Source organism: uncultured Stenotrophomonas sp., assembly GCF_945952405.1.
Classification (GTDB): Bacteria; Pseudomonadota; Gammaproteobacteria; order Xanthomonadales; family Xanthomonadaceae; genus Stenotrophomonas.
On record NZ_CAMFIA010000001.1, the window covers coordinates 1 to 16180 of the forward strand.

Below are 16180 nucleotides of genomic sequence, written 5' to 3' on the forward strand. Positions count from 1 at the left end.
ACATCACCAACAATGGCGCGCTGATCTCCAACGTGGCCGGCAACACCACGCTGGGTGGCACCATCAGCGGCAGTGGTGGCCTGACCCAGGCCGGCAGCGGGTCGCTGCTGCTGACCGGCACCAATACCTATACCGGCGGTACCACCATCAATGCTGGCGGCACGTTGCAGCTCGGCAATGGCGGTGCGACCGGCTCGATCACCGGTGACATCACCAACAACGGTTCGCTGGTATCCAACGTGGCCGGCAACACCACGCTGGGCGGCACCATCAGTGGCAGTGGCGGCTTGACCCAGGCCGGCAGTGGCACGCTGACGGTCACCGGCAACAACACCTATACCGGTCCGACCACCATCAATGCCGGCGGCACCCTGCAGGTCGGCAATGGTGGCGCCACCGGCGCGATCGGCGGCAACGTCACCAACAACGGCAGCCTGGTGTTCAACGTCGGCGGCAACACCAGCGTGGGCGGCGCCATCAGCGGCAGCGGTGGCCTGACCCAGGCCGGCAGCGGCACGCTGACGCTGACCGGCAACAACACCTATACCGGTGGAACCACCATCAACACCGGCGGCACGCTGCAGGTCGGCAATGGCGGCGCGAGCGGTGCGATCACCGGCAACATCACCAACAACGGTGGCCTGGTGTTCAACGTCGGTGGCAACACCACCGTCGGTGGCACCATCAGTGGCAGCGGCGGCCTGACCCAGGCCGGTACCGGCACTGTCACCCTCACCGGCAACAACACCTATACCGGTGGCACCACCATCAATGCCGGCGGCACCGTGCAGGTCGGCAACGGTGGGGCCAGCGGCTCGATCACCGGCAACATCACCAACAACGGTGGCCTGGTCATCAACACCGGCGGCACCACCACGCTGGGTGGCAGCATCAGCGGGGGGGGAAGCATCGTGCAGGCCGGTCCGGGCACGTTGAACCTCGGCGGCAACAGTGGTGGCTTCAGCGGCACCGGCCAGGTCACCGGGGGTGGCCTGAACGTCACCGGCACCATCGGTGGCCAATGGACCATCGGCAGCGGTAACACGCTGTCCGGCACCGGCACCATCGGTGGTACCGGCGGCGGCGTGACGGTGTCCAGTGGTGGCGTGCTGTCGCCGGGCAATGGCCCGGGTAACGGCAGCGGTGCAGGCAACGGCACCGGCACGATCACCGTGGGTGGCAACCTGACGCTGTCGCCGGGCAGCACGCTGGGCATCGACCTTGGGGCCAGCGGCAGCGATACGGTACAGGTGGGGGGCAGCGCCAATGTCGGCGGCAGCACCGTGAAGGTGAATACCCTCTCGCCCAGCACCAGCTACCAGCAGGGCCAGCAGTACACCGTGATCAACGCGGGTGGTGGCGTGAGCGGGCAGTTCGCCGCGGCAACGTCGCCGTCGGCCTTCCTGACCATCACGCCGGTGTATACCGCCAACACCGCCAATCTGAAGATCGACGTGGCGCAGACCGCGGCATTCACCACGGTGGCCAGTACGCGCAACCAGTACAACACCGCTGCCGCACTGGACAGCCTGCCGCAGAGTGGGGCGGCGCTGGGCCTGTACAACACCGTGCTGCTGTATGACGCAGCGACCGCGCGCAGCGCATTCGACCAGCTGTCCGGCGAAGTGCATGCCGCCAGCCGTGCGGTGCTGCTGTACGACAATTACCTGGAGGAAGGCATCCGCCAGCGCCTGGGCAGCGAGCTGCCGACCGTGCGTGGCGAGCGTGCTTCGGCCTGGTTGGCCGGTAGCGGCAAGGTATTCAAGCAGGATGGCGATGGCAATGGCGATGAGATCCGCTCCAACCGCAATGCGCTGATGGCCGGCGTGGATTGGCAGCTGGGCGAGCACGTGGTGCTGGGTGCGGCCGCCGGCAACGAGCGGCTGGATACCCGCCTGTACGACCGCAGCTCGCGGGCGCGCCTGCGTGGTACCACCTTCGGCCTGTATGCGCAGGGCCAGTGGAACAACGGCTTCGCGGTCGGTGGCAGCGTGTCGCGCGGCGACTACCGCACGCGCACCACGCGTGAAGTGCCGCTGCTGGGCCAGACCCTGTACAGCCGCCAGGATTCGGATGTGACCATCGCCCAGGTCGAGGGCAGCTGGACCTGGACCCACGGCAGGACGCAGCTGCAACCGTACGTGCAGTTCACCCGGCACTGGGTCGACAGTGATCGTGCGGTCGAGCAGGGCGGCAGCGCCGCGCTGGTGCTGGAAGGCGGCAAGGACACGCTCAATGTCAGCACCGTCGGCGTGCGTGGCCGCTGGGACGTTGGCAGTGGCGAGCGCTTCCCGGCGCAGCTGACGGTCGGCCTCGGCTGGCAGCACGCATCGGGTGATACCGATGTGGCCAGCCGCAACCGCTTCGCCGTCGGCGGCAATGCCTTCGATGTCTACAGCGCGGTGATGGCACGCAATGCACTGGTCAGCCAGGTGGGCGTGGCGGTCGGCCTCGGTCGCAACAGCCAACTGTCGATGTTCGTACAGGGCCAGCATGGCGACGGCCGCAGCGATATCGGTGGGCAGATCAACCTGCGCGTAGGCTTCTGAGGGGAGCGGACCCGCGGTGGATCCACGTCTTGGCGTGGATCCACCGGCAGCGGGTGGTCATCCCGACCGCTCCATCTCCACGGCGTCGATCCCGGCGCCGTGGCCGTTGCTGACCACGCGTGTCACCTGGAAGCCCAGGCGTGCGTAGAAGCCCTGGGTGTGCTGGCTGGTGTTGAGCGTGATGCGGGTGATCGAGGGATCATGGTCGGCCTGTTGCAGGCGCGCCAACGCCAGTTCGCGGCCGAATCCCTGCCGATGCAGCGCGCGCTCGACCATCCCCCAGCAGAACGCCGCGCTGCCGTCGCCGCGACGCCACAGGCCGCCGCAGGCCACGATCCTGCCCTCGTGTTCAATCACCTGGAACGTGCAGGCCACCGCGTGCTCGCGCAGGAAACGCTCGAAGTCGGTACGTTCTTCACGCGCGAAGTAGTCCGGTACGTTGCCGTCGAAGATCGACAGGCAGGCGCTGGTATCCGTGGGTTGGAAAAGGCGGATGCTCATGCAGGCAGGATAGCCGGTCCACAGTAGAGCCACGCCATGCGCGGATGCCTGTAACCGGATACTGTTCGCGCCTGGGCTTACGCGGAAATGCCGGCCAGCACCGCGTACATCACCACGAAGCTCACCAGGAACAGGTAGACGCCGCCAATGGCCAGGTAGCGCAGCACGGTCAGTGCCTTGTTGCCGCCATACACGCGCTGCTGCATCCACAGCAGGTAGATCGGAACCGCCAGCCACAGCACGGCATACAGCCATTGGCTGGCGGCGGCGAATGCAGGTGATGCCAGGGCATTGCCGATGCCGGCAACGAGGAAGGTGGCCAGCAGCACCATCATCAGCCAGCAATGGCTGTAGAGCGCCACCACCAGGTGCTCGAGATAACCCATCGGCCGCGGGATGTAGGCGATGCGCAGCACCAGTGCGAACACCGGCATCAGGAAGAACAGCGCGCCGGGCAGGGCGGTCAGGATCGCCTGCATGTACAGGTCGGCCTTGCCGCCCATGCGCTGGATGTTGGCGTTGCCATTCTGCAGGCGCCGGTTGAGCCAGGTGTTGGCGAACTGCGGCCAGCCGCTGAGCACGATGGGATTGCGTTCGGCATCCCAGGGTTTGCCGTTGACGGTGTGGTTGAAGAAGGCATCCTGCCCGGCAGTGGCGACCGCTTCGCCGTTGCCGGTGAGCTCGGCCCTGCGCTGCGCTGCCGCTGCATTCACCGCCGCCCGCGCCATGGCGAAACCGGCGTTGCCGCTGGCGGCCGAGCCGGCCTGCTGCTTATCGATCATCGCCAGTTGTTGTGTACGCGCAGCTTCGACCTGTTCCAGCGTGCTCGCATTGGCCAGTGAGTCACGGCTACCGCCCATGCTGAAATCGTCGACATGCACGAGCAGCTTGCCGATGAAGAACGTAAACAGGGTGAGGATGACGAACAGCCGTAGTGGCTGCACGTATCCCACGCGGCGGCCCTTGAGGTAGTTCAGCGCAATCCGTCCGGGAATGCAGAGATCGCGCAGCGTGCGGAAGATGCGTCCGTCCAGGTGCCAGAACGATTCGAAGACTTCCTCGATGGCGTGGCCGACGTGCTTGAGCGGGTTGTGCGCGGATTGCCCGCAGCGATGGCAGTAGTGGCCATGCAGGGCGGTGTCGCAGTTCTCGCAGGCGGCGTGCGTGCTGTCGGTCGAGCTCATGGGCGATGGGCCGGGCGTCGGGTGAAGGCGCCTACGATAGCGATTTTTCAGGATTCGTTCAGCTTGGGTGGCGAAGGCGCAGAAGTGCGCAGCGCGACGCGAACGGCATCCACGCATGGCGTGGAACTACTTGCAGAACCGTCGAACCCCGGCGGGGCTTCTCTCGCCCGATGCTCTCCGCCAGCCAAATAAAAAAGCCGCCCAGTGGGCGGCTTCTTCATTTATCTGGCGGAGAGAGGGGGAAACAGTACCTTGACCGTCCCGCCTAGCTCCGGAGGCGTCCACAAACCGGATTTGTGTCCTGTAGTGTGTCCCTGATTGTATCTCAACTTCTTCTCTTAAATGGGGCGCTCAACGATACGCGGCCGCACTAGAGAAAAGGGTCGAAACTTTAAAAAAGAAGCGAGCTACACCTTTTGCAGCGAGGTAGTGCACTGCGCCAAGCGTCGACTGCGACGAGACTAGTTGTGCCCGGCATTGGCGGGCGAGCAAGGCGAGCTGAGTTCAATGGCATTGAAGAAGCAAGAGTGATGGGCTGATGGTGGCTTTGCCTTGATGACTAACGAAATATCTAACGCCAAAGAAATGTCTTTGCTTTGTAGAAAATTAAAAAAATGAGGTTATGGGGTCGTCAGGAATATGCTACCTCCTTGCCAATACCTTTTTGGCCGAAGCCTTCTTGGGCGTCGACTTTTTCGTAACCGCTTTCTTAACAGTGACTTTCTTTGCGGCTTTCTTCTTCATCGCCACTTTCTTCGCCGCTGCCTTCTTTGCGACCGCTCTATGTGACGCAATGATCCTTCTGGTTAAGGAAGAAGAAGTTCCGCTTGCAGCAATAGAAGCTGCAGGTTTCGCTTTCGATGCAGAAGACGGTGTTGGGTCAAGTGCTTCCAAAACCAAGCTTCGAATTAGGTCGCCTTTGCTAACGCGTCTCTGAAAAGCAACGTCACGCAACCTGTCGTCCAGTGAAGGAGGCAAAAATACGGTTCTTAGAACCATGTTTTCTGTGTCTTTATCGTTGGTGGAGCTCATAAGGCGCCTTCCTCATGCATTTGTGTTATTTGCCATGTATACATATGTATGTATGGATTGTCAATCGGCAAAATAGGGGGATAGTATTTCGGTAGACATTTCGCCTAGAGCCATGAGCGAAACGAATGCAGGGCTCTGGATCTGGGAGAGCATCGGTAAATGAATAGGCCCGAAGCCAGGTTTGTGGATGGCAAGGCTAGAGTCGATCTTTTCCTGTATCAGGGCCCTATCATTAAGGCTGACTGAGAGACTATTTGGTAGGATTTTGGTAAACCACATGTCGTCAAATCCAGTTGCATCAACGGCTGCTATGGCTGGCGCCGGATGCTTCTCTCCGTCTCTGGATGTTATGTAATTGACATTAACTTCGCTCTCGTCTTTTTCGGTTATGCTCTCGACTTGACCGGCCCGGTATGTAATATTTTTGGCGTTTGAAATGTATGTAAGTACATTTGCCCAGACGGCGCCTCGAGTTAATCGTTCAGTAAATTTTCTTCGCGCGTCGTCAGATAGTGATGCCCATAGCTGCTTGTCTGTAAAAACTCTATTTTCAAACCAGTTGTCTACCCTCGCGAAAAGTGAGGCTTGATTTCCGATTATTATGATGGGGTTTGTGACCCCTTTGCGCACAAGCCAGCCTGCTATGGCGGCTGAAGTTCCACCAGCGCCTATCAGCACTATAGCGCCACTGGAATCTTGGCTTGCGATTTTAAGGAGCTCATCAGTCCGCATCCAGACGTCGCGGCCATCAAAAACTCTCCTGTTTAATATCTTTTGAAACCTGCTGGCTTGAGGGCCGTGGCCGGTAATAACTGTTGCATCAAACTCCAATAGATTTGGATCCCAGTTCTTCTCTTTGGTTCTTATTTTCCATTTTTTCCCCGATTTAGATAGCCTGACCACTTCCTCGATTACTACTCTTGCACCAGTTATCTCCACGCATTTGTTGATGTATTTTGCAAAGTCAAGGTGTGTAGGAGGGGTTCGACCTCGGCCGACCCAGTCTGGGTAATCGCCAGAGGCGACTTTGAAAGAGTTCCAAGAAAATAGGCTTTGCATCATCACCTCAACATCTTGGCCTGCCGTAGAGTTATAGGGAAATCCTAAGTCTCTCTCGGCGGGCGTGCAGAGTTCTTGTGAGCCATTGGTATAGCCATTTTCTCCGTTCCAACTTGCTCCAATGGATTTGCTTTCAAATATTGTTATATTTATTTTAGTTTTTTTAATCTCATTAAGGCAGAAGGCCTTGGCTGCAAGGGCTGCGGCTTTGGGTCAGCCTCCTATCACGGCGATGTTGACTGCGGCGGTTGAGGCCGATTTCCTTTTGTTGTTTTTCATCAATGAAATTTCCTTCCTTATACTTTTTGGTTTCTTTTCCCTGTGGATCAATTTGACTGCAAATTTCAATCAGGTGGGTTTTTCCTTTATTTTTGCTGCGAGAGCATAGGTTGGAGTGGAGTGCTCACTCAGTAGTTTTATCCGGATCATTGAGGCGCTTGCGTCATCAGCCGTCAGGCGAACGTCTTCAATGATGTGTAAGCACTTTCGGTTAGATGGAAGCGGATTCTGCTCTGTGCAACCTATCCAGTTTCGCGCATCCCAACGCTTGCCAAGAATAATGGGCACCAGTGGGCTTTGCTCAATCGGGAAAGCACCGTGCACCGCGACCTGGTAGCCGTGAGCAATCTTGGCCAGCATCCGAACGAAAGACCTGATGTCCATCCTGTCCTGAAACTGCATGCCTACAGAGGCATGCTCGCGAACTGTCTCCCCCTCGCCAAGTCCCATGGTCAGCGTATCCATGGCGGAAACCTCTATCCCCTCTGCAGAGGGATCGGGCGGAAATTTAGGGTTGAGGAAGCCGGGCAGAGCAAGGACGGGGAGGTGCTTGACTTTGACGCTTTGATCCCAGGGGAGATCGTGCTCAACCAAGGAATTGTCGGCGCGTATGAAGGTCTGTTTTATCGATTCCGTGGCGGGCCGTCGATGAGATTTTCGACCCTTTATTCCCAAAGATTGGCGGCCGCGATCCAAAAATCCGCGAAGCACTCTCATTTCGAACTGGGACGTAAGCTTTGCACACGGATCGCAGCTTGAATCTGGCAGTACGAGAGTTCCACCAAGGCCTTTCGGCACGATGTGCTCTTCGGTCAAGCGCCCTTGTGTAGCACCACAATAGATGCAGGCGCCGACTGGCTTGAAACGATGGGTAACAGGTGCCCGCAATCGAGTTGAATCCATTTAGCTACCAGCTCCTTCTGGGACCAGAAATGTCAGGGGCACGGTCGGCGGCGTCCTAGCCTTGCCCATAGCCCTTGAATGTATCCCATGTAGCAAGGCTAGTCAGTGTTGGGGCTGGACTACCTTCCGGCTGGGCTGATGCTGCTTCGATCCTTAAGGATAGAACCTCTTTTTGTCCTTCAAGCAGCGCTTGAATTGCCCCTTGGCATAGACTGGAAGCGCGACCGCAGGCCGGTATTTCTCCAAAGTCTCTATCTGCTTTCTGCGCATCACGGCAGGCTTTTTGTGGAAGTAGGCCTCGTGAAGCACCGGCACACGCTTGCTGACGGAGTGGCCGGTGATCAGAGCAATGTCTTCGTCAGGGACGTTCTGGTGGTGGAGCTCTGTGGCGATGGTGTGGCGGAAGGCATGGAACCCGACACCTCTAGGGAAGCCAAGGTCTTTCATGTAGCGGCTGAACTGACTAAGCGCTGCCAAGCTGTAGCGAGCGTTGGTCTCACCGGTCTTACGGTTCACACCAGCGGACAGGTGTGGGAAAAGGCGAGGGTGCCCGCACTCTCTGATGTCATCCATGAAGTCCAGGAAGCCTGCGTCAAGCAGCGGCTTGGGGATAGGGATCGTTCGGATAGAGGCCTTGCCTTTTAGGCTCTGCCGACTCCTGAGCCGGGTCCGGTGCGCCAAGTCAGGATCCACGGTCTTCTGGATGCGGATGCACCAGACATCGCTCTCTTGGACGATGTCGGCTACCTTCAGCTGAGCGACCTCGTTGATGCGTGCACCTGTGTAGAGTCCGATCATAGGAAGCCACCATCGGTGGGGGTATTTGCTCGCCCAGGGAATGAAAGTCCTGGGGTCGAAGATGCGCCGGATGTCGTCTTCATCAAAGAGGCGCTCAGGCTTGTTGGGGTCTGTGACCAAGTCCTTCTTGATCTCGGCGAACGCAGCCATGGGGGACGCATCGATGGCCTTGGTCTTGACCAGCTGGTTGAAGAAGGAGACCAGGAAGCGTCGATGACGTTCAAGCGTTGCAGGGGCAAGCTGAGGAACATCTAGCGTCTTGCCGCAGGCAATGGCTTCCTCATAGCTGATCCCTCGGTAGGCGGGGTCAGAGAAGAGACCTGGGGGTGACCAGCGCATGAGGTCCCAGAGTCGGTAGATGTGAGGGTGGTCAATGCGCGAGACTGGAATGTCGCCGCAGGTCATCTGGAGAAGCCGCAGGGTTCGGGCTGTGGAGTCGATGGTTTCCTGGGCGAGGCAGCGGCGTTCCCGGTCTCCCAGGTAGTCCCTGATCTCTACGGACAGAAGACGGGCAGGGTGGCCTGCCGAAAGTGGTTCAAGGTAGCGCGTGCCTGCGGCATTGATGCGAGAGCGTCGGGAGCACTCCATAGCCGCGTTGAGGATTTCTTGCGCGTGGATGGCCGCTTCGCGTCCGGTGATGACCAGCTCATCAATTCGGAACCGTCCGATCTTGATGCCCTTAAGGTGCAGCGTGTCCTCGGCGTCGGCATTGAAAGGGAAGTCTTGAAGGAAGTTCTTTACTGTTTTTGGCATTGCACTGTCTCCGTAGATGGTGGGAGCAGTGCTAAGGCCTGGCTTTGATTCGTCAAACGAGATCTAGAGCGTTGCCGCGTTGCTTAGGCATTCGCCGAACCGTAGAAATTAGCGCGAAAACTTTTAGAGGAAATTAGTGGGGTTTGCGTCGCGAGGCGCTGTGGCGCAAAGGTTTGCCATGGGTGACCGCTTCTATCTTGCAGTCATTTCTGTACTGTACGATTTTGACAGTTCTGACGCCTAAGTGTGCTTTCTTACAAAATAGGCATGCTCATTTTGAGATGAGGGTATCATAAATATTCTCAGGATTATTTATGTCGCCGGGCTTGGATCCTCTTGGGTCTGCTATCCCAGCGATAAATTCAGGCCTATCCTGAGTAAGTGACACAAGCACGGGACACCAGGTAGTCCTGCTGTCTCGTCAGTATCTCGATCTTCATCACCGCTCTGATTTTATGTCTTGCTGGTGATAGCGGAGCGGAGCGGAGCGGCGCGGGGTGACGCAAAGCTTGGAAGACCTGTCCGGTAAGGGGCCAACCATCCATTAGATTATTTGTCACTGCCGGTCCGGAGTTGACTCGCTCCTGATATGCTTCTCCGCCTCTGGTGGGTAGGGCGCCAGGACCGTGTTTTGTGGCCCCAAAGGGCAGCTCGCCCTCATGAATTGTGGCCCCGAATTTGTCATTCGACCGATGACCACAAGCTCATCATTTACACGCCCGACACGGTCTCGCACGTCAGCAGAGCATCCGGATCCTTCATACATGTCGAAAAAGAGTGCGCTGTGACTTGCCACCCACCGCATTGATGGGTAGATGAAGGACGAGCTATTTAGAAGTGCGCTGGCGATTGCGACGATCACAAAGCCAGAGATGATTCTGGTCAGAGTGAGAACCAAATCCAGATCGCGGACCTTGGATGAGGTCGTGCCTAGCTTTCCTAGTCCCCAGACAAGACCGATGATCACCCCGAAAGTCCCCAAGACGATGACGAGGGCAGCCGCGACTGGGACAAACGAAAGCGGAACCAACAGCGCGACTGCGCTGGTGAAATAGGACGGATCTTGACCCGTAGCATCGTTGACTGTGATCTTGCTTACGCCTGTTGCAGCCGCGAGGGTCACGACACCCAATACGGTGACGGCCACTTTCATCAGGGGGTAGTTGAGCCTTTTGACGGTCCAGTAATAGCACTCCGTTAGGAAAGCAGATGCGAGCAGTGCGCATCCTGCATATATGGCGACATCGGAAGCCAGCGATCTGGGGTCATGGAGGAAGAGCGCGATGCTCAGGAGCATACATGCGACTCCTCCGAGGTAAAGGCGCACAGTCGGGGGATGTTCAAGCCACCAGTTCGCCATGCTCCTAGGAATCGAAGAGACTGAAACCAGGTGGATCGATGTCATGCATGTCTGCCCAGGGTATGGTCGAGCGCGAGAATATAGCGGCGCTATCTCACAATTTGAGACCAGGCAATCGAATCTCTGGAGAAGGAGACTGGGGATTGCCTTCCAGATAGGTGCTGGGAGGGGCACTGGCACAGCGGCGTGGCATGCGGTACAAATCGCAAAACAGGCCGCCGCGGCGGGTCTAGTTCTGGGCTTCGTCTTCACATGGATTGGAGGTGTGGCGTGTCGAGTTACATATTCGTTTCCCCTGGTTCTGACCCGGGTATGGGTAAAGCGCTTGTGGACCCTATCTTGCAACCGGACAAGAAAGCTAAGTCGACCATGGGAACCTGTCGGCCTGACCTCCGCCGCAGGGTGAAGTTGGGCGATCAGATCTTCGTGATCAGCGGCAGCATGGGCAAGAACGTTCAGCAGTATGTGATTGGAGGGCTTGAGGTGCAGGACAAGCTTTCCAGTCAGATCGCAGCGTTCGATCAGTTCCCTGAAAATCGGCTCAGATTTGACGAGTCCGGCCAAAGGCTGGGCAACATCATTGTGACTGCAGATGGACGACATCACCCCGAAGACCATCACGACAAGTTTGAGAGGCGAATCCAGAACTATCTGGTTGGTCGGACCTCTGTCATCCTTCAGACGCCTCGGGAGATCCAGCTTGGTAGGGAGCGATCAGTAGACATCCTCGCCAGTCTGTTTGATCGTCCAGGCTCTACGCGAATCCAGCAAGTGATCGGGCGCATGAGAAAATTGACTGAAGAGCAAGCTATTCGTCTGAGAGAAGAGCTTCAGGCCTTGAAGAGGGAAGCCAGGAAGTAATGGATATTGCGCAACACATCGCAGATCGCAGTCTCACGGTCAGTGATGTGGCCCGACGGGCAAACTTGCCCGTTTCCCGTGTTAGCGAGATCGTCTCGGGTGATGAGGCATCGCTGTCGGAAATCAGAAAAATATCAAAGGCAATCCGTGTTCCGCTGAGCTCGATAGGGCGGCCGGAATCAACTGAGGACCAGAGCACTTCGAAGCTCTTGCTGAGGCAGACCATTGATCAGCGTTCAAGGGGCATGTCTTCATCTCTGAGCATCATAGGTGACCAGCTAAACGACATACTCTCGATAGCGAGACTTCTGCCTTCCAATCTCAACTGGCTGGAGCTGTTCAGGGGACTGGCTCCCGATCTTGAAAACGCAGAGAACTTTGCTGCCATCTTCAGACGGGCGTTCGCACAGCTGGATGACCAAGTTCCTTTTCTTAGTCTTGCAACTACCTTGGAGGAGTTGGGGGTCTTTGTCTGCTATGGAAGGGACCCTAAGATCGAGGGGGTTTCAGCGATTGTCGAAGGCCACGCACTAATCCTGCTTGCTCCTCGAACCTTCAAGGCGCGGATGCTGTTCACTCTTGCTCATGAGGTGGGACACCTCGTAGCACGCCATGACTTGCTAAAGATTGACTTCGCAAGATTGGACGAAGAGGTGGGTGGAGACAGAGAGACGACTGTCTCGGCTGAGCATCGGAATGAAGAGCGCTTTGCCGATGCTTTCGCGGCGTCTTTGCTAATGCCCCGGAAAGGGTTCTTGAAGGCGCTTGAGGCGGTTCGCACTCACTACCGGGCAAAGGGGCCGCTGGGGGACGTAGAGATACTGACCACTGCAATTTTCTTCGGGGTGAGCTTTGAGGTTGCGGCGCGCCGTTGCGAAGGCTTGGGGTTGCTGGAGCCAGGAGGCGCTAGGGCGCTGTATCAGAAGATCTCAGACGAGCATGGAAATCCTGAAAAGAGAGCGAGAGAGCTGGGGCTTCGGGAACGAGAGGAGATACAGATTTCAACTTCGCCTACGCTGCTTGAGGCTGCTGCGAAGCTCGTGGATCGTGAGGAGCTCTCTGCCGGTAAAGCCGCTGAGCTTTTGAACGTCCCCATCTCCTATCTGTTCGCCGCTAACTCGAAGTAGCAGCATGATAGTGCTTCTCGACGCCTCGACAGTCATCAACCTCGTGAATGGCGGGGTCTTTGATGCGGTCTTGGGTATCGAGGGTGTACAGTTCCAAGTCGGAAGCTTGGTGAGAGATGAGGCTTCATCCGCCTCCGAAGTGTTGGACTTGGAGCTTGCCAAGGGATCTTTGACCCTTGCTGACGACGGATTGGTCTCATATTCGGCATTTCTGGCCGCGAAGAATGATATGGGGCTCGGTGATGGCGAGACCGAGTGCATTCTCATTGCATCCGCTCTCCAGTGCCAGATTGCTTGTGATGACGGCCGGGCCCGGAAGGCGGCTATCAAGCGGCTCGGGCATGAGTCGCTGGTGACCGGCTCTTTGGGGTTGATGCAACGAGCCTGTAGCCATGGACTGATCACAACTGAAGCTGCGCAGCTCGCCTATCAAGAGATGCGCAAGCTCGGTGGCTATCTTCCACAGATCGATGTGGACTTCTTCGCCAAAGAAGTGACCCTGCTAGATGGTTTCGGGGCGCAACCCTAGCTTGTCTTCACGAAGAATTCGATTCGTATGCTTGGAAAGGCGTGCTCTCGTCTCGACAAACGGGTTCGATATCGTCTTCTTGATCTGCAATGGATTCTGGAAGATCGCTCCGCAGAAGTGGCATTCGTGGTCAATGTGGGGCGTATATGCCCACTGTCCCTTATCGAAGTGAGGCTCTTTGCAGCGCGGACATGACAGAGCCACGACGCGTCCTTCGATGTGCGGCAGTGCTGTTTGCGCCATGTAGTAGCGTACTTGTTCGGCATCAAGTTCGATGCCATCTATCACGACGGACTCATACGTGTCGTCTATCTTGGGCCACTCTTGGCCTTCCTCGCTCAGAGCGTGCAGATGGATTCCGGTTTCTTCAGGCGCTGTGGAGGTCCAGAGGATGGCAGGATTTGATCCCCAGATCTGTATCCCTCCTGGGTAGTCCTGTTGGCGTATCTCTATGCTTCTTGGCGCAGCTATCTGGGATCGATTGCCTGGCTCAAGGTGGCTCCTCAACTGCGAGAGAGGGTTTCCTATCGCGATTTCCGAGTCGGAGAACTGTCTTCCGCATCCATGGCACTGATGCTTCTTGTGAGGATGGACTGCGAACCAGTCGCGGTCCAGATGAGGGAAGCCGCAGTGGCTGCATTTGACACTGATGGTTCCGAAGCCGAAGACCCCAGACACCATGTAATTGATTGCGTCGATCTCATCCACTACGAACCATTCCGAGGACAGCAAGTCTGTCGTGAATGGGATCCTCAGCCTTCGATATGTCTTGTCGATGTCCTTGGCTGAGTCCCGGCCCAAGCGCCTGGCATGGACATGGATGCCTCTATCGGTGGGCAGGGTGGTAGTGTCGTACGACGCGGGCACTGACCCCCAAAGTGCTATCCCTCCGACGTAGCGGTTGACCTCAAGATCAAGAGACTCAGTCTCCGAAATGGGTTCGTCATGCGCGGCCACGCATTCTTCTGCCGCCACGCCATACTTTGCGGTGGCATTTGCATGATGGGATAGGCACCAGTATCGGCTTCCCCCGTCTCGCCTCTTTCCGACGTTCACTATCTCGCAGGTCATACGATCACTCCTTGGGCTTCATGCCCATCGCAGGTGAAGGTCTAACGGTGCATCTGTAGCGTAGTAATCGTTGAAGCTATTTCAGAAGTAGGTTGCGGCTGCTATGAAGCGTCTATCAGGCTCTTAATCAGCCCAAGTGCTTGTTTCTGCTTTTTGGCATCAAGCTGAGAAAGCAGCAGGATGGCCTCAGCGACAACATCCGATGCCGCCAGGAAGTAGGCCGCAGGAAGGTCTAGAAGCCCTGCGAGCTTCTCGATGGTCTCTAGGTCTGGCTTGTGCATCCCTCGTTCATATCGGCTGATCCGAGGGGCCGTCGTATTTGAGTCATCTACGCCCATAAGCATTTCGCCTAGCTGAGCTTGGGTCCAGCCTTTGGCGACGCGTGCTGCGCGTAGGCGATGACCGAGGGCTGTGGGCGTGGGCTGAGGAGCGGGCATCCGGCAGAAACAAACACGTTGACTCTCCAGAGTTTGACGGCATAAGCTTAGTCGGTCATTTGCGTTCAACGCAAAATTCAACCTGGAGGCTATCGTATGGATATGAGGTGCTGGGCGGTGATGGGTCTCCTGGCGTTCGCCGCTTCTGCTGAGGCTGCGCCCAGCCTGTCGTGCCAACTGCAGAGCGGCCAGTTCAAGGTTGGTGGGGGAGGAAAGCCCAGGGTCTCCGCTTTCATCTGGGCCACGGGTCATGGCTCCACAACGCCTACTGGCCCCATCCGAACCAGGATCGGCCGCATCGACCCTGTAGAGGGCCGAGACTACAAACGCGCTATTAAGCTCGATGGCAAGCCCGTTCTGTTGCCTCCGGACGCACAAAGCGTCATCGGCTTCGGCAAGGTCTATGACTTCAAGGACGCCATCGCTCTGGCTTACCTCGGCGAGCGTGAGGAGGACTCGTCCGCCCGGCCTAGCCAGATTGTGATCGTCATCAACAAGGCTGGGTCAGTAATTGATAGCGATGTGCTCCCTGGCACGAGCCTCAACCCGGGCAAGCACTGCTTGCTCATCGACTGAAGGAACACACATGAAGAAGCTTTGGATGGTTTCCGCCGTAGTGCTGCTGGCCGCTTGCTCGGGTGGTCCTGGTAGTGGCGATGTTGAGAAAGCCTTGTCCGTGTATTTCAAAGAGGCCACAGGAACGACGATGACGTTTGAGCGGTTGAAGGTAGGCGAGTGCGTGCGAGGGGACATCCCGGGCTATGCATGCAGTGTGACCGGAATCGCGCGATATCAGTCGGGCACTCGCATTGAGCAACAGCAGCTTGTCGGCACTTTCGTCATCGACAAAGTTGGCGGCAACTGGACTGTCGTAGATCGTCGCTGAATTGAAGCCCGCCAACCATCGCTAGGAAGCTCGTATGTGGACCTTGTTCAAGGTAATCCGCTGGATCATTACCGGTCTTGCGCTTTGGTGGTTGTGCGGTGTCGTGTTCGAAGAGGGCACTACGGCTGACGGAGCAGTCTTCGGGCTGATGCTGTTCGGGCAGCTGGTCTTCTGGCCCCTTGCGCTGCTGTGGGGTCTGCCGTGGCTGTTCCGGCGCCGAGCGCCAAAACTGAAGAAGCATAGGCCTGAAGAGTTTGAGCCCACGGTATCCCATGATCACATTGCCTTGGACCTGGGCAGGGACACTATCTGGGTTCGGGACCCCGTGAAGGGCGAGCGCTACCTGCGACGGGCTGAAGTGCTCGCCATCCGCACTGGGGAATACAACTACAAGGGAGTGGTCACCCATCGCCTGGAAGTCCAGGTTCGGGACGTTGTCCACCCGCTCTGGCTTGTCCCCTTCGTGCGTCACTCTGACCGCTGGCTCAGGAGCACAGCGGCCAATGAAGCCGAGCGAGATGAGTGGTTCGCTAGGATGAAGGCATGGATTGAGCAGTGAGCTGCTCGACGTTCTACCAAGGGTTCATCCCGGTCGCTGCGGGGATGGCAGGAGAATTATCAACGCGACCCATGGCACAACGGCGAGTAGCGTTGCTATGTAGGCCTGCCGGAGAGAGTGGAATTTACAGGTGAGGATCTTCGAATTTCGCCAGCACTGATTAAAAAGATCATCTGCTAGCTCCTCAGGACTCCGACTCTTGCATGCTTGCCGAAATTCACTCTCTCGCATCTGAGCGATGCTTCGAAAGTAGAGCAATGATGCCGTGCCGCCCTCTAGATGTGGGAACGAG

17 protein-coding genes are annotated in these 16180 nt (G+C 57.5%); 8 read left to right on the forward strand and 9 right to left on the reverse strand.

Annotated features, from left to right (window positions below; all coding sequences use genetic code 11):
• A partial coding sequence (locus Q0P60_RS00005) for an autotransporter domain-containing protein (RefSeq protein WP_294986984.1) occupies positions 1-2549 on the forward strand: 2549 nt, incomplete at its 5' end.
• Between the two features lie 57 nt (positions 2550-2606).
• On the opposite strand, the gene Q0P60_RS00010 is transcribed toward Q0P60_RS00005, so the two are convergent.
• The 4 genes from Q0P60_RS00010 to Q0P60_RS00025 form a co-directional block, all read right to left on the reverse strand.
• Entirely contained in the window at positions 2607-3050 is a 444-nt protein-coding gene (locus tag Q0P60_RS00010; protein WP_294986987.1) for a GNAT family N-acetyltransferase, read from the reverse strand.
• 77 nt (positions 3051-3127) lie between these two features.
• On the reverse strand, positions 3128-4234 hold the full coding sequence (locus Q0P60_RS00015) for a DUF3667 domain-containing protein (RefSeq protein WP_294986990.1): 1107 nt from the start codon (positions 4232-4234) through the stop codon (positions 3128-3130).
• Between the two features lie 642 nt (positions 4235-4876).
• Complete coding sequence (locus Q0P60_RS00020) at positions 4877-5266, reverse strand: hypothetical protein (RefSeq protein ID WP_294986993.1); 390 nt, start codon at positions 5264-5266, stop codon at positions 4877-4879.
• Positions 5267-5326: 60 nt separating this feature from the next.
• A complete protein-coding gene (locus tag Q0P60_RS00025) occupies positions 5327-6331 on the reverse strand; it encodes a hypothetical protein (RefSeq protein ID WP_294986996.1) in 1005 nt (334 codons plus the stop codon).
• 115 nt (positions 6332-6446) lie between these two features.
• Here Q0P60_RS00025 and Q0P60_RS00030 point away from each other — a divergent pair, with 115 nt between their 5' ends.
• Positions 6447-6713: a hypothetical protein gene (locus tag Q0P60_RS00030; protein ID WP_294986999.1), complete on the forward strand. Its 267-nt coding sequence runs from the start codon at positions 6447-6449 to the stop codon at positions 6711-6713.
• Here the strand turns inward: Q0P60_RS00030 and Q0P60_RS00035 are convergent.
• The 3 genes from Q0P60_RS00035 to Q0P60_RS00045 all read right to left on the reverse strand — a co-directional run bounded on the left by Q0P60_RS00035 (position 6674) and on the right by Q0P60_RS00045 (position 10355).
• A complete protein-coding gene (locus tag Q0P60_RS00035; protein WP_294987001.1) occupies positions 6674-7507 on the reverse strand; it encodes an HNH endonuclease in 834 nt (277 codons plus the stop codon). The genes Q0P60_RS00030 and Q0P60_RS00035 overlap by 40 nt on opposite strands.
• A gap of 153 nt (positions 7508-7660) precedes the next feature.
• Complete coding sequence (locus tag Q0P60_RS00040) at positions 7661-9058, reverse strand: site-specific integrase (protein ID WP_294987003.1); 1398 nt, start codon at positions 9056-9058, stop codon at positions 7661-7663.
• A 556-nt stretch (positions 9059-9614) separates the two neighbouring features.
• Entirely contained in the window at positions 9615-10355 is a 741-nt protein-coding gene (locus Q0P60_RS00045; RefSeq protein WP_294987005.1) for a hypothetical protein, read from the reverse strand.
• A 333-nt stretch (positions 10356-10688) separates the two neighbouring features.
• Between Q0P60_RS00045 and Q0P60_RS00050 the strand changes: the two genes are divergently transcribed.
• The 3 genes from Q0P60_RS00050 to Q0P60_RS00060 are packed head-to-tail and all read left to right on the forward strand — an operon-like array spanning position 10689 to position 12935.
• Positions 10689-11279 carry a hypothetical protein gene (locus Q0P60_RS00050; RefSeq protein WP_143565611.1) on the forward strand — a complete coding sequence of 197 codons (591 nt, stop codon included), beginning with the start codon at positions 10689-10691 and terminating at the stop codon, positions 11277-11279.
• Positions 11279-12406: an ImmA/IrrE family metallo-endopeptidase gene (locus Q0P60_RS00055; protein WP_294987010.1), complete on the forward strand. Its 1128-nt coding sequence runs from the start codon at positions 11279-11281 to the stop codon at positions 12404-12406. The genes Q0P60_RS00050 and Q0P60_RS00055 overlap by 1 nt, the downstream gene beginning before the upstream one ends.
• Positions 12407-12410: 4 nt before the next feature.
• Complete coding sequence (locus tag Q0P60_RS00060) at positions 12411-12935, forward strand: hypothetical protein (RefSeq protein WP_294987013.1); 525 nt, start codon at positions 12411-12413, stop codon at positions 12933-12935.
• Here the strand turns inward: Q0P60_RS00060 and Q0P60_RS00065 are convergent.
• Positions 12909-14006 carry a hypothetical protein gene (locus Q0P60_RS00065; RefSeq protein ID WP_294987015.1) on the reverse strand — a complete coding sequence of 366 codons (1098 nt, stop codon included), beginning with the start codon at positions 14004-14006 and terminating at the stop codon, positions 12909-12911. The two genes, Q0P60_RS00060 and Q0P60_RS00065, sit on opposite strands and share 27 nt — an antisense overlap.
• Positions 14007-14107: 101 nt before the next feature.
• A complete protein-coding gene (locus tag Q0P60_RS00070) occupies positions 14108-14443 on the reverse strand; it encodes a helix-turn-helix transcriptional regulator (RefSeq protein WP_262243325.1) in 336 nt (111 codons plus the stop codon).
• A gap of 120 nt (positions 14444-14563) precedes the next feature.
• Here Q0P60_RS00070 and Q0P60_RS00075 point away from each other — a divergent pair, with 120 nt between their 5' ends.
• The 3 genes from Q0P60_RS00075 to Q0P60_RS00085 are packed head-to-tail and all read left to right on the forward strand — an operon-like array spanning position 14564 to position 15888.
• Entirely contained in the window at positions 14564-15019 is a 456-nt protein-coding gene (locus tag Q0P60_RS00075) for a hypothetical protein (RefSeq protein WP_294987812.1), read from the forward strand.
• A 10-nt stretch (positions 15020-15029) separates the two neighbouring features.
• Positions 15030-15329, forward strand: a complete 300-nt coding sequence (locus tag Q0P60_RS00080; protein ID WP_294987021.1) for a hypothetical protein — start codon at positions 15030-15032, stop codon at positions 15327-15329.
• Between the two features lie 34 nt (positions 15330-15363).
• Entirely contained in the window at positions 15364-15888 is a 525-nt protein-coding gene (locus Q0P60_RS00085; RefSeq protein ID WP_294987023.1) for a hypothetical protein, read from the forward strand.
• The last annotated feature ends 292 nt before the right edge of the window (positions 15889-16180 follow it).

What these genes read in the sequence shown, in the direction of transcription:
- Q0P60_RS00010 (WP_294986987.1), bottom strand. Translation starts at nt 3,050, where the DNA reads ATGAGCATCCGCCTTTTCCAACCCACGGATACCAGCGCCTGCCTGTCG.
- Q0P60_RS00015 (WP_294986990.1), bottom strand. Translation starts at nt 4,234, where the DNA reads ATGAGCTCGACCGACAGCACGCACGCCGCCTGCGAGAACTGCGACACC.
- Q0P60_RS00020 (WP_294986993.1), bottom strand. Translation starts at nt 5,266, where the DNA reads ATGAGCTCCACCAACGATAAAGACACAGAAAACATGGTTCTAAGAACC.
- Q0P60_RS00030 (WP_294986999.1), top strand. Translation starts at nt 6,447, where the DNA reads ATGGATTTGCTTTCAAATATTGTTATATTTATTTTAGTTTTTTTAATC.
- Q0P60_RS00035 (WP_294987001.1), bottom strand. Translation starts at nt 7,507, where the DNA reads ATGGATTCAACTCGATTGCGGGCACCTGTTACCCATCGTTTCAAGCCA.
- Q0P60_RS00040 (WP_294987003.1), bottom strand. Translation starts at nt 9,058, where the DNA reads ATGCCAAAAACAGTAAAGAACTTCCTTCAAGACTTCCCTTTCAATGCC.
- Q0P60_RS00045 (WP_294987005.1), bottom strand. Translation starts at nt 10,355, where the DNA reads ATGCTCCTGAGCATCGCGCTCTTCCTCCATGACCCCAGATCGCTGGCT.
- Q0P60_RS00055 (WP_294987010.1), top strand. Translation starts at nt 11,279, where the DNA reads ATGGATATTGCGCAACACATCGCAGATCGCAGTCTCACGGTCAGTGAT.
- Q0P60_RS00060 (WP_294987013.1), top strand. Translation starts at nt 12,411, where the DNA reads ATGATAGTGCTTCTCGACGCCTCGACAGTCATCAACCTCGTGAATGGC.
- Q0P60_RS00065 (WP_294987015.1), bottom strand. Translation starts at nt 14,006, where the DNA reads ATGACCTGCGAGATAGTGAACGTCGGAAAGAGGCGAGACGGGGGAAGC.
- Q0P60_RS00070 (WP_262243325.1), bottom strand. Translation starts at nt 14,443, where the DNA reads ATGCCCGCTCCTCAGCCCACGCCCACAGCCCTCGGTCATCGCCTACGC.
- Q0P60_RS00075 (WP_294987812.1), top strand. Translation starts at nt 14,564, where the DNA reads ATGGGTCTCCTGGCGTTCGCCGCTTCTGCTGAGGCTGCGCCCAGCCTG.
- Q0P60_RS00080 (WP_294987021.1), top strand. Translation starts at nt 15,030, where the DNA reads ATGAAGAAGCTTTGGATGGTTTCCGCCGTAGTGCTGCTGGCCGCTTGC.
- Q0P60_RS00085 (WP_294987023.1), top strand. Translation starts at nt 15,364, where the DNA reads ATGTGGACCTTGTTCAAGGTAATCCGCTGGATCATTACCGGTCTTGCG.